This is a genomic window from Serratia entomophila, from assembly GCF_021462285.1.
Taxonomy (GTDB): domain Bacteria; phylum Pseudomonadota; class Gammaproteobacteria; order Enterobacterales; family Enterobacteriaceae; genus Serratia; species Serratia entomophila.
The window spans coordinates 324,097-345,618 of record NZ_CP082787.1; the positions used below are offsets into that span (position 1 = coordinate 324,097).

Genomic DNA, 21,522 nt, shown 5'->3' on the forward strand with positions numbered 1-21,522 from the left:
CTGTGGTTACTGTCAAAGGAGACGACTTATGCTGAAAAATATGAATATAGCCACCTGGCTGATGTTGATGCTGCTGCTGCTGGGCCTGATGCCCATGGGCACCGGCGGCATCGCCTTCTATTTCATGCAGCAGAACGGCAGCAGCATCGGCACCATGGGTGTCTTCTCAGCGGAAGAAGCGGCGCTTAACCGCAGCTGGCGCGCGCTGCTGCAAACCCAGACGCTGATCGACAATATGGCCTTTGAGCGCATGGCACCGACCGCCGCCGCGGATATTCGGCAGGGCATTCACCAGGCGCGCAGCGAACTTCGCAGCGCCGACGTCGCTTTCAACCTGTTTTGGGCTACGCCGGGCCTGACGGTTTCCCGGCCTGAGCTGGGTGAGGCGATGAAGAAGGTTTATCTGGCGCAGCAGAGGGTGCTGAAACGCGAGCTGGCGCTGTTGGAAACGGCGCCGCAGGCGACATTGCTCGACAGCCTGCACCAAATGATGGCCGAGAAAAGCGGGGTGCGCCAGCGGCTGGACGCGCAGTTTGCCGACTATATGAAAGCGACGGTGGTCAATCATCGTCTGGCGCTGGAAGAGGCGCAGCAGACGCAGAGGGTGTTCGCGCGCCTGCTGAGCGGGACCCTGGCGGCGATTTTGGCGCTGCTGGTGCTGGTGCACCGCGATTTCCGCCGGCGGCTTATCACGCCGCTGCGCCAGGTCGCTGACCATCTGCAAAAGGTGGGCCGCGGGGATCTGCGCAGCGAGATTCGGCTGCACAGCCGCAACGAAATCGGCATGCTGTTCGCCAGCCTGCAAAAGATGCAGCAGGAGCTGAGCGCCACCGTCCGGCAGGTGCGCGAAGGGGTCGAGTCCATCAACCTGGGCACCCACGAAATTGCCGTCGGCAACGCCGACCTGTCCAGCCGCACCGAAGAGCAGGCCAGCGCATTGACGCAAACCGCCGCCAGCATGGAACAGATCACCGCGACGGTGCGGCAAAACGCCGATAACGCCGGCCAGGCGGCGCTGATGGTGAATCAAACCTCGGTGATTGCGCACGACGGCGAGGCGCTGATGGGCAGCCTGGTCAACAAGATGCGCGTCATCAACGACAGCGCCCGCCAGGTGGGAGAGATTACCAGCGTGATCGACGGCATCGCCTTCCAGACCAATATCCTGGCGCTCAATGCTGCGGTGGAGGCCGCGCGAGCCGGGGAGCAGGGGCGGGGTTTTGCCGTGGTGGCCGGGGAAGTGCGCAGTCTGGCGCAGCGCTGTGCGGCTTCGGCAAAGGAAATCAGCAGCCTGGTGGACGGCGTCGCCGCCGATATCGGCGAAGGCGTGCAGTTGGTGGAGCGGGCCGGCAATGCCATGAATGAGATCGTGGTGTCGGTCACTAAGGTCAATTCGCTGATGGGCAGCATCTCTTACGCTTCAGAAGAGCAAAGCAAAGGCGTTGAACAGGTGGGCATCGCCATCACGCAAATGGATCAGGTGACGCAGCAAAACGCCGCGCTGGTAGAGGAGGTGGCCACTACCGCCGCCAGCGTGGAGGAGCAGGCGGCGCTGCTGGCGCAGGCGGTGGCGGTGTTTCAACTGACCGGAGAGTTGCTGCGCCAGGGGGCGGAAGAAAGGCCCGCGGAAGAGCCGGTCGGCGGCTGGGCATAGCTGCCGCGCTGTATTTGATGATATTTTTGCAGCCCGGGGTGATTTAACTGATAAACTGATACGTCATCAGCTGTCGCTCAAGACGTTGGCCAGGAATCGGTGGCAACGGATGCTTAAGAGATGGCAACGCTTTCTGATAAGATTTTGCGTAATTCTCAACATCATATGGGGAACAAGATGCGGATTAAAGCCTTACTGGGTCTCTCGGCAGCCGTACTGCTGGCGGGTTGCAGCACGTCTCATGAACTGACCGCCGCGGGTCAGCAGATTAAGTTCACCGACACCAAACCGGCGGCGGAATGCCAGCTGTTGGGTGAAGTGACCGGCACCCAGAGCAACTGGCTGTCCGGCAACGGCGGTGAAGGCAGCTCCATGCGCGGTGCGGCCAACGATCTGCGCAACAAGGCGGCGGAGATGGGCGGCAACGTGATTTACGGCGCCAACAGCCCGACTCAGAATCTGCTCTCCAGCTTTGCGCCGCTGGACAGCAAAATGGTCGGCCAGGTTTATAAATGCCCATAAGGCGCCGATAGCAGCGAATACATAAAAAAGAGGAATGCCCGGGCATTCCTCTTTTTGTTTGCGTCGCGGCGTTTCAGCCCTGCATCAGGCGCAGGTCGATTGGCGTTTTGCTTGGCTCGCCGCCCACTTCGCGGGTCAGGCGCGGCACCATATAGCCGGAAACCTTGCTCAGCAGCGCCTGCATGATGGCGCGCGCTTCGTCGTCGCTGACCATGAAGTGCGCCGCGCCCTGCACCTTGTCCAGCACGTGGATGTAGTAGGGCAAAATGCCGGCGTCAAACAGCGCGTTGCTCAGCGCCGCCAGCGTGTCGGCGTTATCGTTGATGCCGCGCAGCAGCACGCTTTGGTTGAGCAGCGTGACCCCGGCCAGCTTCAGTTGCGCCATGGCGGCTTGCAGCTCGCGGTCGATCTCGTTGGCGTGGTTGATATGGGTCACCATCAGCACCTGCAGGCGCGATGCCGACAGCCTGCGGCAGAGTTCAGGCGTAATGCGCGCCGGGATCACCACCGGCAGCCGGGTGTGAATGCGCAGACGTTTCAGGTGCGGGATGGCCTCCAGCTCGCCGATCAGCCAGTCCAGTTCGCTGTCTTTCGCCATCAGCGGATCGCCGCCGGAGAAAATAATTTCATCCAGTTCCGGGTGTTGGCGGATATAATCCAGCGCCTGGCGCCAGTTGGCCTTGTTGCCCTGGTTGTCCTGATACGGGAAATGGCGGCGGAAGCAGTAGCGACAATTGACCGCACAGCCGCCCTTGACCAACAGCAGCGCGCGATTGCGGTATTTGTGCAGCAGGCCAGGCACCACGCTGCGCTGTTCGTCCAACGGGTCAGTGGTGAAGCCGGGAGCGTTGATAAACTCTTCTTTGACGGTCAGCACCTGGCGCAGCAGCGGGTCATTGGCATCCCCGGGGCGCATGCGTGCGGCGAAGGCGCGCGGCACCCGCAAGGCGAACAGCCGACGGGCATCGCGCCCCTGCGGCAGTTCCGGGTGGGTATTCAGTGACAAAAGCTGCAGTAATTCATCAGGATCGGTAATAACATCGGCGAGTTGATGCAACCAATCTTCTCTATATGCCGTAGTTCGGGTTATAATGTGTGCCATTTTTTTGGCTAAGCTACCAGTTCAAATATTCAGAGGGCCATCATGGCGACTTATTCTAGCAACGATTTCCGTCCGGGTCTTAAAATCATGTTCGAGGGCGAACCTTACGCTATCGAATCCAGCGAGTTCGTGAAACCAGGTAAAGGCCAGGCCTTCGCGCGCGTAAAAATGCGTCGCCTGCTGACCGGCACCCGCGTTGAGAAAACCTTTAAATCTACCGACTCTTGCGAAGGCGCAGACGTAGTAGATACCAACATGAACTACCTGTACACCGACGGTGAGTTCTACCACTTCATGCACCCAGAGACTTTCGAGCAGCATCAGGTTGACGGCAAAACCGTTTCCGACGCGGCAAAATGGCTGCAGGACAATGCGGAATGTATCGTTACGCTGTGGGACGGTCGTCCTATCGCCGTTCAGCCGCCGAACTTCATCGAAGCTGAAATCACCGATACCGATCCGGGCCTGAAAGGCGACACTGCCGGTACCGGCGGCAAGCCTGCAACCCTGAGCACCGGCGCCGTCGTTAAAGTGCCATTGTTCGTACAGATTGGCGAAGTTGTCCGCGTCGACACCCGCTCTGGCGAATACGTATCTCGCGTTAAATAAGTTTCAAGGCAGAGGAACCCCAGTGGTTCCTCTGTTTTATCCCTTCCCGTCGACCGTTGGCAGAAAATCCGCATGATGAAGAAAACTCTGTTGGCCGTGATCTCCCTGCTGTTACTGGCATCCCTAAGCGGTTGTAATACGTTTCGCGGCTTTGGCGAAGACGTTCAGCACCTCGGCGGCGCTATTTCGCGTACGGCCAGCTGAAAGCATTAATTCCTCTAATTTGTTTGGCCAAAAAATCGCCATTTTAAGCAGCAGCGCCCGCTAATCTTTACTAAGCTTAGAAAGCCGTACTTTTTCATCACGACAAATAAGGATTTCCTATGCTGAAGAAAAGTATTATCGCCATTTTCTCTTTGCTAATTTTAAGCTCATTGACCGCATGCAACACCACCAAAGGGGTGGGTGAAGATATCCAGGCCGGCGGCAAAGCCATTCAGCGCAGCGCGGAATAAGCGTTTTTTCAGACCCCTGTGGTATTCCATAAGCAGTAGCGCCAGGCTCGTTTTGTGGAATACCGCTTCATGCCCGCCTTCCCGTGTTTGTCTTGCCACGTTATAATTGCCCGGCATTTGTCATCAAGCTGAACGGGACGACCTGTTCACGCGTCACTGGATTGGGGACGACCCCATGCTTATGGAGGCCGTCTCATGGCCTGGATTATTTTGCTTATCGCCGGTTTGCTCGAAGTGGTATGGGCTATCGGCCTGAAATACACCCAGGGTTTTACCCGCCTGACGCCCAGCATCATTACTGTTGCTGCGATGGTAGTCAGCATGCTGCTGCTGGCCAACGCGATGAAAACGCTGCCCGCCGGCACCGCCTATGCGGTCTGGACCGGCATCGGCGCGGTGGGGGCGGCGATTATGGGGATGATATTGCTGGGTGAGTCGACCAATATCGCGCGCATTATCAGCCTGTGCCTGATCGTGGTCGGGATACTCGGCCTGAAGTTCAGCAGCCACTGATAACCCCAGCCACTTACCTAAAACAGGCGGCCAACGGACATTGGCCGCCTGAGAGGTTTACAGGGTCACGACCCCAATCAGCGTCACTACGCTAAGGATCGCCGCCAGGCCGTAGAACACCCATTTGCCGGCCGGCACGTGGATCTTCAGATCATGCATCGCATGGTGGATGCGGTGCAGGCCGCACCACAGCGGCAGGACGATCATCAGCAGCAGGAACAGGCGACCGATTAGGCTTTGGCAGAACGCCAGCACCCGCTCATAGCCCAGCGCCTCACCGGGGAACAGCCCCAGCGGCAGCAAGATGCCGACCAGCAGCACGATGGCCGGCGCCACTATCGCCCCCCACATGCCGCCGGCGCCGAACAACCCCCAGAAAACCGGCTCGTCAGAGCGTTTAGGTGCTTGGTTTATCATGTTTCCTCCGGATTACATCAGGGCTACGGCCAGAATGATCGCGCTGGCCAGCAGGGTGACCGCCCACAGCCCTTTAACGATCGGTCCAGGCCCCATTTTTTCGCTGTTAACCACGATATTGGCAGCCTTCGGCGCCAGATCGAACCAGGTTTTGGTGTGCAATGCCGCCGCCAGCAGCGCGACGATGTTGATCAGCAACACCAGCGGGTTTTGCAGGAAACCGACGAAGCCGGCCCAGCTTTCCGCGCCGCCTTTCAGCGCGAACACGCCGTACAGCAGCAGGATGCTGAACCACACCGCCAGCACCGAAGTGCCTTCACGCAGCATGTAGAAGCGATAGAAGCCCAGTTTCTGCCACCAGGTGGGCGTCATGGTGCGCACATAGGGCTTACGTTGTGTTGTCATGGCAATTTTTCTCCCTTATTGCGGCTTCAGCATGGCGATCATAAAGTCTTTGGCGCTTTCCACCTTGCCTTGCTGGATGGCGGCGGCCGGATCGACGTGTTTCGGACAGACTTCGGAACAATAGCCGACAAAAGTGCAGCTCCAGACGCCGTTTTGGCCGTTGAGCTGCGGCATGCGCTGTTTTTTGCCGTGGTCGCGGTTATCCAGGTTGTAACGGTGCGCCAGCGTGATCGCCGCCGGGCCGATAAACTCCGGATTGAGGCCGAACTGCGGGCAGGCGGCATAGCACAGGCCGCAGTTGATGCAGCCGGAGAACTGGTGATACTTCGCCATTTGCGCCGGGGTCTGCACGTTCGGGCCTTCTTCCGGTGTGCGGTCGTTGCCGATGATGTAGGGCTTAATCGCCTCCAGGCTCTCGATAAAGTGAGTCATGTCGACCACCAGATCGCGCTCGATGGGGAAGTTGCCCAGCGCCTCGACCTTCATGCCGCCGGTGTATTCCCGCAGGAAGGTTTTGCACGCCAGCTTCGGCACCCGGTTGACCATCATGCCGCACGAGCCGCAGATCGCCATGCGGCAGGACCAGCGGTAGGAGAGGTCCGGCGCCAGGTTGTCCTTGATGTAACCCAGCGCATCAAGCAGCGAGGTCTGCTCATCGTAAGGCACGGCGTAGGTCTCGAAATGCGGCTCGGCGTCGCGTTCCGGGTTATAGCGCATGACTTCGATTTTCAGGGTTTTCATCTCAGCCATTGGCCTGCTCCTTATCCTTTTTCTCCTGCGCATCGGCTTCGGCGCCGTAAACACGTTTGGCCGGCGGCAGCTTGGTGATTTTCACGTCGCTGTATTCCAGCCGCGGCGCGCCGGCCGGGTTGTGGAACGCCAGCGTATGTTTGAGGAAGTTGACGTCGTCACGCTCGGTGCAGCCTTCATCCAGACGTTGGTGCGCGCCGCGCGACTCTTTGCGGTTGAAGGCGGAGTGCGCCATGCATTCGGCGACGTCCAGGCCATAGCCCAGTTCGATGGTGTACAGCAGATCGGTATTGAATACGCTGGAACTGTCGGTGATCCTGACCCGTTTGAAGCGTTCTTTCAGCTCGGCCAGCTTATCGATGGTTTTTTGCATCAGCTCCGGCGTGCGGTAGATGCCGCAGCCTTCTTCCATCGACAGGCCCATTTCGTCGCGGATCTTCGACCAGTTTTCATTGCCTTCCTGTTTCATCAGGTTGCTCAGCCGGGCTTCGACGTCGCGTCCCTGGGCGTCCAGCGCACCGCCGTTGGCCGGGCCGCTTTCCAGCGCCCGGCGTGCGGCGTGCTCACCGGCCACCCGGCCGAACACCACCAGTTCCGCCAGCGAGTTGGAGCCGAGGCGGTTGGCGCCGTGCAGGCCGACGGAGGAACATTCCCCGACGGCGAACAGGCCCCTGATGCGGGTTTCGCAGTTTTGATCGGTTTCGATGCCGCCCATGGTGTAGTGCGCAGTGGGGCGCACCGGGATCGGCTCCTTCACCGGGTCGACGCCGACGTAGGCCTTGGCCAGCTCACAGATGAACGGCAGCCGCTCCAGCAGCTTTTTCTCGCCCAGGTGCCGCAGGTCCAGATAGACCACGTCGCCGCGCGGGGTGGGAAGGGTGCGTCCGGCGCGCCATTCGTGCCAGAAGGCCTGTGAAACTTTATCGCGCGGGCCCAGCTCCATATATTTGTTTTTCGGTTCGCCCAGCGGCGTTTCCGGCCCCATGCCGTAGTCCTGCAGGTAGCGGTAGCCGTCCTTGTTCACCAGGATGCCGCCTTCGCCGCGGCAGCCTTCGGTCATCAGGATACCGGAGCCGGGCAGGCCGGTCGGGTGGTACTGCACGAATTCCATATCGCGCAGCGGTACGCCGTGGTGGAACGCCATGCCCATGCCGTCACCGGTGACGATGCCGCCGTTGGTGTTGTAGCGATACACGCGCCCGGCGCCGCCGGTGGCCATCACCACCGCATTGGCGCGGATCTGCACGCGGGTGCCTTCCATCATGTTCATCGCCACCAGGCCGCGCGCCTGGCCGTCGTCCACCAGAATGTCCAGCACGAAGTGCTCGTCGAAGCGCTGGATCTGCGGGTACTTCAGCGAGGTCTGGAACAGGGTGTGCAGCATATGGAAACCGGTCTTGTCGGCGGCGAACCAGGTGCGTTCGATCTTCATGCCGCCAAAGCGCCGCACGTTGACCGAGCCGTCCGGTTTGCGGCTCCAGGGGCACCCCCATTGTTCCAGCTGGGTCATTTCGCGCGGGCACTGGTGCACGAAATGGTCGACCACGTCCTGCTCGCACAGCCAGTCGCCGCCGGCGACGGTATCGTTGAAGTGGTAGTCGTAAGAGTCGTGATCCTGGGTGACGGCGGCGGAGCCCCCCTCGGCGGCGACCGTATGGCTGCGCATCGGGTAGACTTTAGAGATCAGCGCGATTTTCAGTTGAGGGTTGGCTTCCGCTGCGGCTATTGCTGCACGTAAACCAGCGCCCCCGGCCCCAATAATGGCAAGATCGGCGTTAAAGGTTTGCACTGCATTCCTCCAATGTTCTGTTAAGAACGGCAAGTTAAATATCTATGCTTAAAATTTAATGAAACGCTTCGGGTGCTAACTAATTGAACCAATTGATGTTAATTAAAAGTTAAGGATAGATATCTCCCACCAACTATAGGGAATTAACTATACCTAAAGTTAAGTAGGGGAAATTTGATGTGATCGATTGTTTTGTCGATTAACTGTTAGCCGGCAGGCTCTTCTGCCATAGCGGCACGTTCGGCGTGCGTTCGGCTTTTTATCGGCCTTTTTACCGCCCGTTTGTCGAAAATCGCCGCCGCCGCGGCCCGCCGATCCTGAAGAATTTGTTTGCGTGACAGGATACGAGTAGACTGCATCCCCTGTTTGATTTCGGAGTAATTACCATGAGCGAAACGGCAAGCTGGCAGCCAAGTGCACCTATCGCCAATTTGTTGAAACGCGCAGCGATCCTGGCGGAGATCCGGCGTTTCTTCGCCGATCGAGGCGTGCTGGAAGTTGAGACGCCCACCATGAGCCAGGCGACGGTTACCGATATCCACCTGTTCCCGTTCCAGACGCGCTTCGTCGGGCCGGGGGCGGCGGAGGGCCTGACGCTGTACATGATGACCAGCCCGGAATACCACATGAAGCGCCTGCTGGCGGCGGGCAGCGGCCCGATCTATCAGATGGGGCGCAGTTTCCGCAATGAAGAGGCCGGGCGGCATCACAACCCGGAATTCACCATGCTGGAATGGTACCGTCCGCACTACGACATGTACCGGCTGATGAATGAAGTGGACGATCTGCTGCAGCAGGTGCTGGATTGCGACAGCGCAGAGACGCTGTCCTATCAGCAGGCGTTCCTGCGCCACCTGGATATCGATCCGCTGTCGGCGGAGAAGGCCCAGCTGCGCGAAGCGGCGGCCAAGCTTGATTTGAGCAACATCGCCGATACCGAAGAAGACCGCGATACGCTGTTGCAGCTGCTGTTCACCGTTGGGGTGGAGCCGCACATCGGCCGCGAAAAACCGGCCTTTGTTTATCACTTCCCGGCCAGCCAGGCGGCGTTGGCGGAGATAAGCACCGAGGATCACCGCGTAGCGGAGCGTTTTGAAGTGTATTTCAAGGGCATTGAGCTGGCGAACGGCTTCCGTGAACTGACCGACAGCCGCGAGCAGCGCCAGCGCTTTGAGCAGGATAACCGCAAGCGCGCGGAGCGCGGCCTGCCGCAGCACCCGATCGACAACAACCTGCTGGACGCGCTGCAGCACGGCATGCCGGAATGTTCCGGGGTGGCGTTGGGCGTAGACCGGCTGGTGATGTTGGCGCTGGGCGCCGAGAGTTTGAGTGAGGTGCTCGCCTTCCCGGTAGGGCGCGCGTAGCTTTCTCATCAGCGGATAGCAAAAGGGTGCAGTTCACCATGAACTGCACCCTTTTTTATTTACAGGCCGCCGGATTCGCGTTTGGTGTTCGGCGGCGGCGTGGAAGGCGGCGTACGGCCGTTGGTGGTCAGCCGCGACAGCGTTTCGCTGCGCACCTGGAACGGCGGGTACGGCAGGGTGATGCCGTGTTCGCGGTAGCCCGCCAGGATCAGCTGGTGGATCTCGTGGCGCAGCGGCATGCGGTGGCCCATTTCGGCCGCGTAGATGCGCATCTCGAAGATCTGAATGCCCTGCTGCAGATCGACCAGGTATACCTCCGGCGCCGGGTTGTCCAGCACCAGCGAGCAGCGTTCGGCGGCGTTGGTCAGGATCTTGGTGACCTCTTCGCTGTTGGCGTCGGCCGGAGCCGGCACCGTTAACACCACGCGCGTCAGGTTGTCCGACAGCGACCAGTTGACGAACTGCTCGGTGATAAACGCTTTGTTCGGCACGATGATCTCTTTGCGGTCCCAGTCCGAGATGGTGGTGGCGCGGGTGTTGATCTTGGTGACGGTGCCGGTCAGGTTGCGGATCGTCACCGTGTCGCCAATGCGGATCGGCTTTTCGAACAGAATGATCAGGCCGGAGATGAAGTTGGAGAAGATCTCCTGCATGCCGAAGCCCAACCCCACGCTGAGCGCGGTGACCACCCACTGCAGCTTCGACCATTCGATGCCGATCCAGGAAAAACTGAGAATGGCGCCGAACAGCAGCAGCAAATATTTGGTGATGGTGGTGATGGCGTAGCCGGTGCCCGGCGTCAAATCCAGGTGCTGCAGCACCGCCAGCTCCAACAGCGCCGGCAGGTTGCGCACCAGCTGCATGGTGACGATCAGCACCAGAATGGCGATCAATACCGCGCCGAGCGTGATCGGATGCGCCGTTTCTACGCCGTTGACCGTTGAGGTCACGTCCCACAGCGAGATGTTTTCCAGGAAGGCGAAGGCGGAGTGAATTTCTGACCACAGCACGATCACCGACACCAGCGCGATCATGGTCAGGATCGAACGCACCAGCCGCAGCGACTGGGCGCTGATGGCATCCAGATCGATCTCCGAATAGTCCATGTCCATCGCGCCTTCGGTGCTGTTCGGGGTATGCGGCGTTTCTTCTTCACCGCGGGCGCGCTGGGCCAGAATGTCGGCGCGGCGCTGCTTGGCGCGGTCGAAGGCGATGCGCCGCCGTTGGATCAGCATCCAGCGGCGAATAATATGGTAAATCACCAACAGGAAGAACCAGATCGCCACCGAGGTCTCCAGCCGCGCCAGCAGCGCCTGCGAGGTGGTCAGGTAACCGACGCACGAGGCCAGCGCAGCCAGCAGCGGCGCCGACAGCAGCAGCCCCCACAGCGCGGTGTTGAGCATGTTGTCGCCGGAGCCTTTCTTGTCGAGATACAGCGGGATGCCGGCGCGTTTCAGGCTGTTGGTGACGATGGCCAAGGCCAGGCACAGCAGGATAAAGCACAGCCGGCCCAGGCTATTGGCGAATTCGCGTTCTTTCAGGCTGTCGAAGGTGATCAGCGCCATGATCAGCGGCACGATCAGCCAGATCGACATCTTGTAGTAGCGCATGGCGCGGGAAACCTGCTTCACCGGCCAGCGGAAATGTACGATGAACAGCCCTTGCGGGTGGGCGAAGGCGGCGCAGATCATGCACACCCACAGAATAGGCAGCGTCGCGGTGACGCCTTTGCCGATCGCCTCCGCCACCGGGTAGTTCCAGGCGCTTTGCAGGCCGTAACCGAGCGCCGCCCACAGCACCGGCAGCGGCAGCGCCACCAGAATCGACCAGAATACGGTGCGCACCGTCAGGAAAAACTCGTCCTGCGTGACCTTGCCCACCCGGCTGCTGGCGCGCTCCAGGAAGGCGTGATAGTGCTTGCGCGAGCTGATGCTGAAAATCACCAGCAGCAGGGCGCCGAAGATCGGGATCAGCGTTTCGCGGCTGGTCACCATCATCATGAAGGCGCCGCCGAGCTGCGACAGCGTATCCAGCGACAGCAGGCGGGTCAGATCGTGCGCGACGTTAATCGGATAGGACAGGGTGATCGGGTTGACGTCCGGCACCCAGAACAGGTAGCGGTGGGTGGCGTCCCTGATCTCGTTCAGCGCCTCAATCAGCTGGGTGTTGGCCACCTTCAGCTTGGTCAGCTCGAGAATTTGAGTGTCGCAGCCGGACAGCAGCGAGTTCAGCAGCTCGCGCTGGGTGCGCAGCTGGGCCTCGACGATGCGCTGTTCCGCGTTGGTCAGCTCGCTGCCGTCGTCGCGCTTGAATTCGCGCTGCGGCAGCTTCTCCAGCTGGCTTTCGAACTGCAGCCGCTGCACGCGCAGCTGGGCCATATCGCCGTCCAGCTGCTGCGGTTTGGGCATTTCCGGCAGCGTCGCCACCTGGGCGCGCAGCGTTTCGCCCAGCGCCGAGGACGAACCGAGCCACTGGGCCTGTTCGATAATGGTGCTGAGCGCCTGGCGCACCTGCAGCGTTTGCGCCGCCGCCTGGCGTTGCTGGGACGAAATCAGGTCCATGCGCTGGGCCTGGCTGTTCAGCGCCGCGGAAAGTTCGCGGTTAATCTGCAGCTGCTGGCTGACGCTCTTCGGCAGGTCACCGTTCTGTTCGGCCAACTGCTCGGTTCTTTCCAGCGCCAGTTCGGCCTCACGCTGGCGCTGGGCGTTGAGGTTGTTGCGCAGCGCCTGCAGCTGTACGTCTATCTTCTCGTGGCGCTTTTTGTAAACCTCGGCGCGCATCCGCGCCAGCTCCTGGCGGTTGTTGGCCGACAGCTGCGCCAATTCCAACTCGTCGACCTTGGCTTTGCGCGCGGCGGCTTCCGCCTGCAGCAACGCCAGCGAGGCCTGAGCGTGCGGCGTGGTCGGGTTGGCGGGCTGGGCCTGCAGGCGGCGCTGCACTTCGGTCAGAGAGCGGCGGGCATCGGTCTGTTGCTGCGGCAGCTGCCCCAGCGAATCGCTGATCTCGCGCGTGCGATCCTGTTCCTGTTGCAACAGGCGCGCCTGTTCCAGCAGCAGGCTGCTGGCCTGCAGAATTTGCTGTTCCAGGTCGCTGGCCGGCAGGTTGTCGCCGTTCGGCAGGATTTTGCTTTCTTCCAGCACCAGCTGGCGGCGCAGCTCCTGGGTCATTTTCGGGAAATCATCGATCACCCGCTGGTACTGCTCGGAACGGGTCATCGACTCCTGGCGTTCCGCCAGCCAGTTGAGGGCGCTTTGCAGCGCCTCGGTGGTTTCCGCCTGATTAGGCGCGTTCTTGTTACCCTCTGCCTGCTTCAGCTCTTGTTTGAGCTGAGTCTCAGTGGGTACCGTGGCGGCCAGCGCCGGCTGAAACAGCAAACAACCGAGCAGTAGCGTGATAATCAGGCGCACAGCGTCAATTCCTTTAGATCTGCGGTGATTCGGCAGCGGCCGGCGCGGCTGGGATCTCGGCAAACGCCTCGCCCATGCGGGTGACGGTGCCGTTATTCAGCTGCGGAGCGAACTGCACGCTGCCCGGGGTAAACAGGTTGATCACCGTTGAACCGAGCTTGAAGCGGCCCATTTCGGCGCCTTTCTCCAGCGCGATGGCCCCTTCTTCGCCTTCTGCCGGGTAGGTCCAGCGTTTGATGATGCCTTCGCGCGGCGGCGTGACGGTGCCGGCCCAGACGGTTTCGATGCTGCCGACGATGGTGGCGCCGACCAGGATCTGCACCATGGGGCCGATGGCGGTATCAAACACGCAGATCACGCGTTCGTTGCGCGCGAACAGGTTCGGCACGTTGGCGGCGGTGAGCGGGTTGACCGAGAACAGATCGCCCGGCACGTAGATCATTTCGCGCAGCACGCCGGCGCACGGCATGTGTACGCGGTGGTAGTCGCGCGGCGCCAGGTAAGTGGTGGCGAACAGGCCGTGGCGGAACGGCTCCGCCAGCATATAGTTGCCGGCCAGCAGCGCTTCCAGGCTGTAGTGGTGGCCTTTGGCCTGGAAAATCTGATCGTCGCGGATCGGGCCGAGCTGGCTGATGGCGCCGTCGGCGGGCAGCGCCAGCCAGTTGGCGTCGTCGATGATTGGCCGCGCGCCGTCGCGCAGCGGGCGCACGAAGAATTCGTTGAAGGTGGCGTAGGAAGACAACTCCGGATTTTGCGCTTCCTGCATGTCTACGCGGTAATAGCGGGCGAAACCCTTCAGGACAAGCTGGGTCAGCCAGCCGGCCTGTTTATCCGCACCCCAGCCGGCCAGGCGGGTCAGCGCCAGCTTCGGCAGCCAATACTGCAATTTAATTTTGATGCTATCCAGCACGTTAACCTCGTGAATCGGGGTAAAGGGCGCGCATTGTAACCGTGGCTCCGCCACAGTCAACGCCACCCGGTATGATCAGTCTGCGGCGTCGGTGAGGTTCTTGCGAACCTTCACCTGCGCCATGCTTTCCAAAATGCGGTGATAGTTGTCGAACCGCTCTTTCGCGATGTCGCCTTTCTCCATCGCCGCGCGGATGGCGCAGCCTGGATCGGTATCGTGGCGGCAGTCGCGGAATTTGCAACCGCCTAAATAGTCACGGAATTCGACAAACCCCTGGGTGATTTGTTCCGGCTCCAGGTGCCACAGGCCAAACTCGCGCACTCCCGGGGAATCGATCACGTCGCCGCCGTGCTGGAAATGGTACAGCCGCGCGGCGGTGGTGGTATGTTGCCCCAGGCCCGACACGTCGGAAACCTGATTTACCAGAATTTGCTCTTTGGAAGGCGGCAGCAGCGCGTTCAGCAGGCTGGACTTGCCGACCCCGGACTGGCCGGCGAAGATGCTGATGCGCCCGACCAGCGCCTGTTCAAACGCTTCCATGCCTTCACGCGTCTGGCTGGAGACTTCCAGCACCCGATAACCGATTTTGCGGTAGGTATCCATCATGCCGTCGACCCGCTTGCGCGCTTCGGCGTCCAACAGATCGATCTTGTTCAGGACGATCAGCGGTTCGACTTCCAGCGTTTCGCAGGCCACCAGGTAACGATCGATGATGTTCAGCGAAAGCTCGGGCAGGATCGCCGAAACGATGACGATCTGATTGATATTGGCGGCGATCGGTTTCACGCCGTCATAGAAATCGGGACGGGTCAGCACCGAGGTGCGTTCATGCACCGCTTCCACGATGCCCTTAACCCCTTCATGGGTGCCGACACCGGGGCGCCACACCACGCGATCGCCGGTCACCAGCGATCGCAAGGTGCGGCGAATGTTGCAGCGGTGCTGGGTGCCATCCGCCGCTTCAACGTCGGCGTGCATCCCGAAACGGCTGATCACGATGCCGTCTTGCGGCTCGCCCAATTGGGAATCATCCAGCTCCGGTTTGTTATCAGTGCGCTTCAGGCGGCGCTGATGGTTCGCCTGCACGCGGCGTTGTTGACCTTTGGACAGTTTGTTCTTGCTCACTGCGCCTCACTTGAATCGGCTTTTATCGCCCATGGCGACCAAAAAGACTATGATACACGCTATTTTATATTAAATAACCGTTGTTCGGCGCACTGCGGCCAGCCTCTGGCTCGCGCATTGTTGAGCTTTCGGCTTTTAGGCAGGAAATATCATGACAGGAAATGAAAATAACCTGATTTGGATCGATCTGGAGATGACCGGGTTGGATCCGCAACGCGATCGCATTATCGAGATCGCCACGTTGGTCACCGATGCCAATCTGAACATCCTGGCCGAAGGGCCGGTGATCGCCGTCCACCAGTCTGACGAACAGCTGGCTTTGATGGATGACTGGAACGTGCGCACCCACACCGGCAGCGGGCTGGTGGAGCGGGTGAAGGCCAGCCGCGCCGACGACCGTGCCGCAGAGCTGGAGACCATCGCCTTCCTGCAGCAGTGGGTGCCGGCCGGCAAATCGCCTATCTGCGGCAACAGCGTCGGCCAGGACCGCCGCTTCCTGTTCCGCTACATGCCTGAGCTGGAAGCCTACTTCCATTACCGCTATCTGGACGTCAGCACGCTGAAAGAGCTGGCGCGCCGTTGGAAGCCGGAAATTCTCAGCGGCTTCAAGAAGCAGGGCACCCACCAGGCGATGGATGATATCCGCGAATCGGTAGCCGAACTGGCTTATTACCGCGAGCATTTCATTCAGCTGTAACGGCCGCAGCGCCCCCGTGTGCGGAAAAACGCCCGTTTTCGCCGCTTAATTCGCCAGTTTGGCGCTTTAATCGGCAATCAAACAAAAATCGCGTTTTTTTGCTTTCAGGGGCTTGCGGCAAAAAGGATTTCTCGTATAATGCGCACCCCGTACCGATGAAGAATTTCGTTAAGTTCCGACATCGATACGCCGGGCGGGAGTAGCTCAGTTGGTAGAGCACGACCTTGCCAAGGTCGGGGTCGCGAGTTCGAGTCTCGTTTCCCGCTCCAAATTCAACAATGCTGCTGATGCGGCGTGATGAATAAAAAAAGTGTTAGGCAGTACCCATGCGACGCGGGAATAGCTCAGTTGGTAGAGCACGACCTTGCCAAGGTCGGGGTCGCGAGTTCGAGTCTCGTTTCCCGCTCCAAAAAATTCAAAGGCCATGCTGTTGTTTGATGGCCGGATGCCGAAAGCATCTCAATGCGGGAATAGCTCAGTTGGTAGAGCACGACCTTGCCAAGGTCGGGGTCGCGAGTTCGAGTCTCGTTTCCCGCTCCAATTTTCTCTTCGATTCAAACTTAGTTCAACGCCTTATCCGGCGCGGTTCTCTGTCCTGTTTTACCCACCCCGTAAAAATGTTGTAAACAGACTTATCCACAGTTTGCGTACATAATACCGCCAGTTTAAAAAATCAACGCCACGCAAATGAAATATTTAACATACTGATAATTAATCATATTTATTTATGTGAAAACGTTATACCGATCACTTGCTCTTTTTGTTGCAGTTGAAAGACAACGCCTTTTTATTTTTATGCACAAGTCCACAGACAGACTTTGCCTGCCGGCATCATAGGTCTGCCATTGGCTTTAAGCGTCCCTCGGCAAACCTTTTTCCACAGCCCGTATCAGGCGTTTTTTCTGCGCCGTTTGCACTTCCACGCCCTGGGCTGCACGGCGGGCAAGCTGTTGCTCAAGCGCCCAGTCGATGTGTTCATCCAGCATGGCGTCCTGCTGCAGCCGGGCACGCAGGGCGATCACAATCTCATCCTGATAGGGCGCATTGCCCAGCGCCACGGCGATATTGCGCAGCCAGCGCAGATGGCCGATGCGCCGAATGGCCGAGCCCTCGGTGATGCGCAGAAACTTTTCTTCACTCCAGCCGAACAGATCGATCAGCTGCGGCGCATGCAATGCGGCGCGCGGGCTGAAATCGTCCTCGTCGGTCAACTGCGAGAAACGGTTCCATGGGCAGATGAGCTGGCAATCGTCACAGCCGTAGATGCGGTTGCCGAGCAGCGGGCGAAATTCTTCCGGGATCGCGCCTTCCAGCTCGATGGTCAGATAGGAGATGCAGCGCCGTGCGTCCACAGTATAAGGTGCGACGATGGCGCCGGTCGGGCAGGTGGTGATGCAGGCGACGCAGCGGCCGCACTGTTCCTCTTGCGGGTTATCCACCGGCAACGGCAGATCGATCAGCAGCTCGCCGAGGAAAAACCAGGAGCCGGCCTCGCGGTTTAAAATAAGTGAGTGTTTACCAACCCAACCAATGCCTGCCTTGGCGGCCAGTGCACGCTCCATAACCGGTGCAGAGTCGACAAAGGGGCGGAAATTCAGTTCGCCGCAGTAGGCCTGGATCTGATCGCCGAGCTTTTTCAGCCGCTGGCGCAGCAGCTTATGGTAATCGCGGCCCAGCGCATAGCGGCTGACGTAGCCCAACTGCGGGTTCTGCAGCGTGCTGGCAAAGGCCGCCTTGGCCGGCAAATAGTTCATGCGCACGCTGATCACCCGCAGGGTGCCCGGCAGCAGCTCATGGGGCCTGGCGCGCAGCATGCCGTGGCGCGCCATCCACGCCATTTCGCCGTGGTACTGTTTGTCCAGCCACGTCTGCAGCCTGGGCTCCTCGATGCTCAGATCGGTGTCGCAGATGCCAACCTGCTGGAATCCTAGCGATTGCCCCCATTGCTTGATATGTTGGGCGAGTTGATTGAGATCGAGGGGGTGCGTCATGACGGGCCACATTGAGAAAGCATACGCTGACAGTTTACCACACTCTGTTTGGCCTGCGGACTGGATCCGTCAGGCCGAACCCGCCGCCGCGGCGTCACTCGGTATTTCACTCTACGATTTGATGCAACGCGCCGGTGAGGCGGCTTACGCGCTGGCGCGCGACGAATATCCGGCCAGCAGCCACTGGCTGGTGCTGTGCGGCCACGGCAACAACGGCGGCGACGGTTATGTGGTGGCGCGGCTGGCCGCGGCGGCGGGCGTGCAGGTCACGGTGATCGCCTGCGAAGGCGCAAGGCCGCTGCCGCCGGAGGCCGCCGCTGCTCGTCAGGCGTGGTTGGCCGGCGGCGGCGATATTATGCCGGCCGGTGATCGTTGGCCCGAGACGGTCGATTTGATCGTCGACGGCCTGCTGGGCACCGGGCTGGGCTCTGCGCCGCGCGCCCCTTACGATGCGCTGATTGAGGCCGCCAACCGCCATCGTGCGCCGGTTATCGCATTGGATATCCCTTCCGGCCTGCTGGCTGAAAACGGCGCTGCGCCCGGGGCGGTGATACGCGCCGCGCACACCGTCACTTTTATTGGCCTCAAGCCGGGGCTGCTGACTGGCCAGGCCCGTGACTGGGTCGGGCAACTTCACCAGAGTACGCTAGGATTATCGGGTTGGCTGGCAAAGCAACGGGTGCAGATTCAGCGGGTTACTGCAGAAGCGCTGCCCCAGTGGCTGCGGCCGCGCCGCCCCTGTTCGCATAAAGGCGAGCACGGCCGGCTATTGTTGGTGGGCGGCGATCGCGGTTTCGGCGGGGCGATTCGTATGGCGGCAGAGGCGGCCCTGCGCAGCGGCGCCGGATTGGTGCGAGTACTTACTCACATTGAGCATGTCGCCCCGTTGTTGACGGCGCGGCCAGAGCTGATGGCGCAAGCGCTGGACGATGAAACGCTGCAGCAGGCACTGGCCTGGGCCGATGTGCTGGTGGTGGGGCCAGGGTTGGGCCAGGGAGACTGGGGTAGGAATGCGCTGAAAATATTGCAAGCCAGTGATAAACCGACATTATGGGATGCGGATGCGCTGAACTTGCTGGCATTAAATCCCGAGAAGCGTCAGAATCGCGTGATGACCCCGCATCCAGGGGAGGCAGCGCGGCTATTGGGCTGCCGCACCGCCGATATTGAGAGTGATCGCTTACTTGCAGTACGTGAACTGGTGTCGCGCTATGGCGGCGTGGCGGTGCTGAAAGGCGCCGGCACGCTGATTGCCGATGAGCGGGGCCAGATGGCGATCGCCGACGTCGGCAACGCCGGCATGGCTTCCGGCGGCATGGGCGACGTGCTGTCCGGCGTCATCGGCGGTTTGCTGGCGCAAAAGCTCTCGCTGTATGATGCCGCCTGTGCCGGCTGCGTAGTGCACGGCGCAGCCGCCGATCGCGTGGCGGCAAGGCAAGGAACAAGAGGCATGCTGGCGACGGATCTATTGCCGGACATCCTTCATTTCGTTAACCCTGAGTGGGCAAAATAGACTTTATCGAATGAAAGAACTCGTTTTACCCCTGCCGGATGAGGCAGCGACTGTCGCATTGGGTGCGGCCCTGGCCAAGGCGTGCGATCGCGCCAGCGTCATCTATCTTTACGGTGATCTGGGCGCCGGTAAAACCACCTTCAGCCGTGGTTTCCTGCAGTCATTGGGCCATCAGGGCAACGTGAAAAGCCCGACTTACACGCTGGTTGAGCCGTATGCGCTGGAACCGCTGGCGGTTTATCACTTCGATCTGTATCGGTTGGCCGATCCGGAAGAGCTCGAGTTTATGGGGATTCGCGATTATTTTGCGCAGGATGCCATTTGCCTGGTCGAATGGCCGCAGCAGGGCACCGGCGTATTGCCGGACCCGGATCTGGAGCTGCATCTCAGCTACCAGGATCAGGGCAGAGAAGCTAAGATTCAGGCGGTTTCCGCTTATGGCAGCCAGCTTTTAGACCGTATTCACGGGCCACAGGGATGACGCCGCAATGACGTATGCGTTGAGAAAACTAATCTTAATCGGCCTGATTGCCGTATTGGGGCCCCTGGGGGCGGCCAGTGCGCTGGCGGCGTCCTCGCTGTCGGATATCAAGGTGTCCAACGCCCAGCGCGAAGCGACGGTATCGGTGAGCTTCAACGGCCCGCCGGACTACGCGTTCTTCCCGCTGCACGGGCCGGAGCGCGTGGTGCTGGACGTTAACCAGCAAGGCAAGGTCGGCGGCCTGCCGTTGAACTTCAGCGGCCAGAACCTGGTGAAAAGCATTCGCTCCAGTACGCCAAAAGACGCTCAAAGCGTGCGCCTGGTATTTGATTTGACCCAGCGCGCCAAGACCCGCGTCAGCACGCGCCAGAACGGCAGCGTGCATACCGTGGTATTCACCATCGCCGCCGAGGGCAGCGCTAACGCCAATGTGGTGCGTAAAGCCCCGGTACCGGTTACGGCTCCTGCACCGGTCGCGGTTGCTCCGCCGACGCGCCAGGCACCGCTGGTCACCAGCGAGCCGCCGGTGCGCCAAGCGCCAAGCGGCGCCAATCCGTTCACCAACAAACCTACCGTGGTTTCGGGCACCGCCTCTGAGGTGACGCCGCGCAGCAGCCGCGTTTCCGCCGGTTCCGGCGACCGGGTGGTGGTGGCGATCGACGCCGGCCACGGCGGGCAGGATCCGGGCGCCATCGGCCCGAACGGACTGAAAGAGAAGAATGTCACTATCGCCATTGCGCGCCGCCTGCAGGCGATGCTGAATGACGATCCGCTGTTCAAGCCGGTGCTGACGCGCAACGGCGACTACTTTATCTCGGTAATGGGCCGTTCCGACGTGGCGCGCAAACAGGGCGCCAACGTGCTGGTTTCGATCCACGCCGACGCCGCGCCAAACCGCAGCGCCAACGGCGCCTCGGTCTGGGTGCTGTCCAACCGGCGCGCCAACAGCGAGATGGCCGGGTGGCTGGAGCAGCACGAGAAGCAGTCTGAGTTGCTCGGCGGCGCAGGCGACCTGCTGGCCAACAGCCAGGCCGACCCCTATTTGAGCCAGGCGGTGTTGGATCTGCAGTTCGGCCATTCGCAGCGCGTGGGGTACGACGTGGCGGTGAAGGTATTGCAGCAGATGCAGAGCGTCGGCTCGCTGCACAAACGCCGGCCGGAGCACGCCAGCCTTGGCGTGTTGCGATCGCCGGATATCCCATCGCTGCTGGTGGAAACAGGATTTATCAGTAATAGCACGGAGGAGCGGCTGCTGGGCAGTAGCGCGTATCAGGAGAAGATTGCGGGGGCCATCTATAAAGGCCTGCGCAATTATTTCCTGGCGCATCCGCTACAAGCCGACCCAAAGGTGGAAAACCGACCGCTGGACGTCGCAGCGGCGGTTAACTCTTCCACACCAGACGTCAGTTCCCCCGCGCCGATCGTCAGTTCGGCCGGCGCAGGCCGCAGCGTGAGCAACAAGACCCAGATCCACGTGGTGAAGCGGGCGGAAACGCTGTCCGGCATCGCTGACAGCTACGGCACCACCATGGCCGCGCTGCGTGACCTGAACAAACTGAAAAAAGACGGCGTATGGGTCGGCCAACGCCTGAAAGTGCCGGCGGGTAAAACCGCCGCCGTTGCCTCCGTCGCCAAAGCGCAAGCGCCGGCGCAAAAAGCGTCTAAACATAAAGTGACTCGCGGTGATACGCTGTCGTCCATAGCTTCACGTTATGGCGTCAGCGTCAACGATCTGAAGCGGGTCAATAAATTGAAGTCGGACGTCGCGCCGCTGGATCGGACGCTGACCATTCCGCAGGCCTAGCGCCATCATCACAG

Annotated in this window: 20 protein-coding genes and 3 tRNA genes; 14 read left to right on the forward strand and 9 right to left on the reverse strand. The window is 60.5% G+C overall.

Annotated features, from left to right (window positions below; genetic code table 11):
• Window positions 1-28: 28 nt before the first annotated feature.
• Together KHA73_RS01465 and KHA73_RS01470 are read left to right on the forward strand one after the other, a co-directional pair.
• Window positions 29-1,654 carry a methyl-accepting chemotaxis protein gene (locus tag KHA73_RS01465; protein ID WP_234587703.1) on the forward strand — a complete coding sequence of 542 codons (1,626 nt, stop codon included), beginning with the start codon at window positions 29-31 and terminating at the stop codon, window positions 1,652-1,654.
• Between the two features lie 177 nt (window positions 1,655-1,831).
• Window positions 1,832-2,176: a DUF4156 domain-containing protein gene (locus KHA73_RS01470; protein ID WP_234587705.1), complete on the forward strand. Its 345-nt coding sequence runs from the start codon at window positions 1,832-1,834 to the stop codon at window positions 2,174-2,176.
• 73 nt (window positions 2,177-2,249) lie between these two features.
• Here the strand turns inward: KHA73_RS01470 and epmB are convergent, their stop codons facing one another.
• A complete protein-coding gene (gene epmB / locus KHA73_RS01475; protein WP_234587707.1) occupies window positions 2,250-3,278 on the reverse strand; it encodes an EF-P beta-lysylation protein EpmB in 1,029 nt (342 codons plus the stop codon).
• Between the two features lie 42 nt (window positions 3,279-3,320).
• Here epmB and efp point away from each other — a divergent pair, with 42 nt between their 5' ends.
• The 4 genes from efp to sugE all read left to right on the forward strand — a co-directional run bounded on the left by efp (window position 3,321) and on the right by sugE (window position 4,855).
• On the forward strand, window positions 3,321-3,887 hold the full coding sequence (gene efp, locus KHA73_RS01480; protein ID WP_234587709.1) for an elongation factor P: 567 nt from the start codon (window positions 3,321-3,323) through the stop codon (window positions 3,885-3,887).
• Window positions 3,888-3,959: 72 nt separating this feature from the next.
• Complete coding sequence (locus KHA73_RS01485; protein ID WP_061800517.1) at window positions 3,960-4,091, forward strand: entericidin A/B family lipoprotein; 132 nt, start codon at window positions 3,960-3,962, stop codon at window positions 4,089-4,091.
• 119 nt (window positions 4,092-4,210) lie between these two features.
• Window positions 4,211-4,342, forward strand: coding sequence for an entericidin A/B family lipoprotein (locus KHA73_RS01490; protein ID WP_234587711.1), 132 nt, complete (start codon window positions 4,211-4,213; stop codon window positions 4,340-4,342).
• 195 nt (window positions 4,343-4,537) lie between these two features.
• Entirely contained in the window at window positions 4,538-4,855 is a 318-nt protein-coding gene (sugE, locus tag KHA73_RS01495) for a quaternary ammonium compound efflux SMR transporter SugE (protein WP_061800513.1), read from the forward strand.
• A gap of 57 nt (window positions 4,856-4,912) precedes the next feature.
• On the opposite strand, the gene frdD is transcribed toward sugE, so the two are convergent.
• Genes frdD through frdA form a run of 4 tightly spaced genes read right to left on the reverse strand, consistent with a single transcriptional unit; the run spans window position 4,913 to window position 8,216 of the window.
• On the reverse strand, window positions 4,913-5,272 hold the full coding sequence (gene frdD / locus KHA73_RS01500; RefSeq protein ID WP_234587721.1) for a fumarate reductase subunit FrdD: 360 nt from the start codon (window positions 5,270-5,272) through the stop codon (window positions 4,913-4,915).
• Between the two features lie 12 nt (window positions 5,273-5,284).
• Window positions 5,285-5,677, reverse strand: a complete 393-nt coding sequence (gene frdC / locus KHA73_RS01505; protein WP_234587723.1) for a fumarate reductase subunit FrdC — start codon at window positions 5,675-5,677, stop codon at window positions 5,285-5,287.
• 15 nt (window positions 5,678-5,692) lie between these two features.
• The gene (locus tag KHA73_RS01510; RefSeq protein ID WP_234587732.1) at window positions 5,693-6,427 is read right to left on the reverse strand and encodes a succinate dehydrogenase/fumarate reductase iron-sulfur subunit; all 735 of its coding nucleotides are present in this window, start codon (window positions 6,425-6,427) and stop codon (window positions 5,693-5,695) included.
• Window positions 6,420-8,216, reverse strand: a complete 1,797-nt coding sequence (frdA, locus tag KHA73_RS01515) for a fumarate reductase (quinol) flavoprotein subunit (protein ID WP_234587748.1) — start codon at window positions 8,214-8,216, stop codon at window positions 6,420-6,422. The genes KHA73_RS01510 and frdA overlap by 8 nt, the downstream gene beginning before the upstream one ends.
• A 386-nt stretch (window positions 8,217-8,602) precedes the next feature.
• Between frdA and epmA the strand changes: the two genes are divergently transcribed.
• The gene (gene epmA, locus KHA73_RS01520) at window positions 8,603-9,580 is read left to right on the forward strand and encodes an elongation factor P--(R)-beta-lysine ligase (RefSeq protein WP_234587750.1); all 978 of its coding nucleotides are present in this window, start codon (window positions 8,603-8,605) and stop codon (window positions 9,578-9,580) included.
• Between the two features lie 59 nt (window positions 9,581-9,639).
• Here the strand turns inward: epmA and mscM are convergent, their stop codons facing one another.
• From mscM to rsgA, 3 genes are all read right to left on the reverse strand, one after another.
• On the reverse strand, window positions 9,640-12,987 hold the full coding sequence (gene mscM, locus KHA73_RS01525; protein WP_234587752.1) for a miniconductance mechanosensitive channel MscM: 3,348 nt from the start codon (window positions 12,985-12,987) through the stop codon (window positions 9,640-9,642).
• A gap of 13 nt (window positions 12,988-13,000) precedes the next feature.
• Window positions 13,001-13,897: an archaetidylserine decarboxylase gene (gene asd / locus KHA73_RS01530; RefSeq protein WP_234587763.1), complete on the reverse strand. Its 897-nt coding sequence runs from the start codon at window positions 13,895-13,897 to the stop codon at window positions 13,001-13,003.
• 75 nt (window positions 13,898-13,972) lie between these two features.
• Window positions 13,973-15,022, reverse strand: a complete 1,050-nt coding sequence (gene rsgA / locus KHA73_RS01535) for a small ribosomal subunit biogenesis GTPase RsgA (RefSeq protein WP_234587765.1) — start codon at window positions 15,020-15,022, stop codon at window positions 13,973-13,975.
• Between the two features lie 151 nt (window positions 15,023-15,173).
• Here rsgA and orn point away from each other — a divergent pair, with 151 nt between their 5' ends.
• The 4 genes from orn (at window position 15,174) to KHA73_RS01555 (ending at window position 16,259) form a co-directional block, all read left to right on the forward strand.
• Window positions 15,174-15,719, forward strand: a complete 546-nt coding sequence (gene orn, locus KHA73_RS01540; RefSeq protein WP_234587767.1) for an oligoribonuclease — start codon at window positions 15,174-15,176, stop codon at window positions 15,717-15,719.
• Between the two features lie 193 nt (window positions 15,720-15,912).
• Window positions 15,913-15,988, forward strand: a tRNA-Gly gene (locus KHA73_RS01545).
• Window positions 15,989-16,052: 64 nt separating this feature from the next.
• A tRNA-Gly gene (locus KHA73_RS01550) sits at window positions 16,053-16,128 on the forward strand.
• A 55-nt stretch (window positions 16,129-16,183) separates the two neighbouring features.
• Window positions 16,184-16,259 (forward strand) — tRNA-Gly (locus tag KHA73_RS01555).
• Between the two features lie 311 nt (window positions 16,260-16,570).
• On the opposite strand, the gene queG is transcribed toward KHA73_RS01555, so the two are convergent.
• The gene (gene queG, locus KHA73_RS01560; RefSeq protein WP_234587769.1) at window positions 16,571-17,710 is read right to left on the reverse strand and encodes a tRNA epoxyqueuosine(34) reductase QueG; all 1,140 of its coding nucleotides are present in this window, start codon (window positions 17,708-17,710) and stop codon (window positions 16,571-16,573) included.
• On the opposite strand from queG, the gene nnr reads away from it, so the two are divergent.
• Genes nnr through amiB form a run of 3 tightly spaced genes read left to right on the forward strand, consistent with a single transcriptional unit; the run spans window position 17,709 to window position 21,508 of the window.
• Window positions 17,709-19,223, forward strand: coding sequence for a bifunctional ADP-dependent NAD(P)H-hydrate dehydratase/NAD(P)H-hydrate epimerase (gene nnr, locus KHA73_RS01565; RefSeq protein WP_234587771.1), 1,515 nt, complete (start codon window positions 17,709-17,711; stop codon window positions 19,221-19,223). The two genes, queG and nnr, sit on opposite strands and share 2 nt — an antisense overlap.
• Window positions 19,224-19,233: 10 nt before the next feature.
• Window positions 19,234-19,704 (forward strand): tRNA (adenosine(37)-N6)-threonylcarbamoyltransferase complex ATPase subunit type 1 TsaE, encoded by a 471-nt coding sequence (gene tsaE, locus KHA73_RS01570; protein ID WP_234587773.1) that lies wholly within the window; start codon window positions 19,234-19,236, stop codon window positions 19,702-19,704.
• A 7-nt stretch (window positions 19,705-19,711) separates the two neighbouring features.
• Window positions 19,712-21,508: an N-acetylmuramoyl-L-alanine amidase AmiB gene (gene amiB / locus KHA73_RS01575; RefSeq protein WP_234587775.1), complete on the forward strand. Its 1,797-nt coding sequence runs from the start codon at window positions 19,712-19,714 to the stop codon at window positions 21,506-21,508.
• The last annotated feature ends 14 nt before the right edge of the window (window positions 21,509-21,522 follow it).

Bases quoted from the DNA above. Each gene is read 5' to 3' on its own strand.
- KHA73_RS01465 (WP_234587703.1), top strand. From the start codon at position 29: ATGCTGAAAAATATGAATATAGCCACCTGGCTGATGTTGATGCTGCTG.
- KHA73_RS01470 (WP_234587705.1), top strand. From the start codon at position 1,832: ATGCGGATTAAAGCCTTACTGGGTCTCTCGGCAGCCGTACTGCTGGCG.
- epmB (WP_234587707.1), bottom strand. From the start codon at position 3,278: ATGGCACACATTATAACCCGAACTACGGCATATAGAGAAGATTGGTTG.
- efp (WP_234587709.1), top strand. From the start codon at position 3,321: ATGGCGACTTATTCTAGCAACGATTTCCGTCCGGGTCTTAAAATCATG.
- KHA73_RS01485 (WP_061800517.1), top strand. From the start codon at position 3,960: ATGATGAAGAAAACTCTGTTGGCCGTGATCTCCCTGCTGTTACTGGCA.
- KHA73_RS01490 (WP_234587711.1), top strand. From the start codon at position 4,211: ATGCTGAAGAAAAGTATTATCGCCATTTTCTCTTTGCTAATTTTAAGC.
- sugE (WP_061800513.1), top strand. From the start codon at position 4,538: ATGGCCTGGATTATTTTGCTTATCGCCGGTTTGCTCGAAGTGGTATGG.
- frdD (WP_234587721.1), bottom strand. From the start codon at position 5,272: ATGATAAACCAAGCACCTAAACGCTCTGACGAGCCGGTTTTCTGGGGG.
- frdC (WP_234587723.1), bottom strand. From the start codon at position 5,677: ATGACAACACAACGTAAGCCCTATGTGCGCACCATGACGCCCACCTGG.
- KHA73_RS01510 (WP_234587732.1), bottom strand. From the start codon at position 6,427: ATGGCTGAGATGAAAACCCTGAAAATCGAAGTCATGCGCTATAACCCG.
- epmA (WP_234587750.1), top strand. From the start codon at position 8,603: ATGAGCGAAACGGCAAGCTGGCAGCCAAGTGCACCTATCGCCAATTTG.
- orn (WP_234587767.1), top strand. From the start codon at position 15,174: ATGACAGGAAATGAAAATAACCTGATTTGGATCGATCTGGAGATGACC.
- nnr (WP_234587771.1), top strand. From the start codon at position 17,709: ATGACGGGCCACATTGAGAAAGCATACGCTGACAGTTTACCACACTCT.
- queG (WP_234587769.1), bottom strand. From the start codon at position 17,710: ATGACGCACCCCCTCGATCTCAATCAACTCGCCCAACATATCAAGCAA.
- tsaE (WP_234587773.1), top strand. From the start codon at position 19,234: ATGAAAGAACTCGTTTTACCCCTGCCGGATGAGGCAGCGACTGTCGCA.
- amiB (WP_234587775.1), top strand. From the start codon at position 19,712: ATGACGTATGCGTTGAGAAAACTAATCTTAATCGGCCTGATTGCCGTA.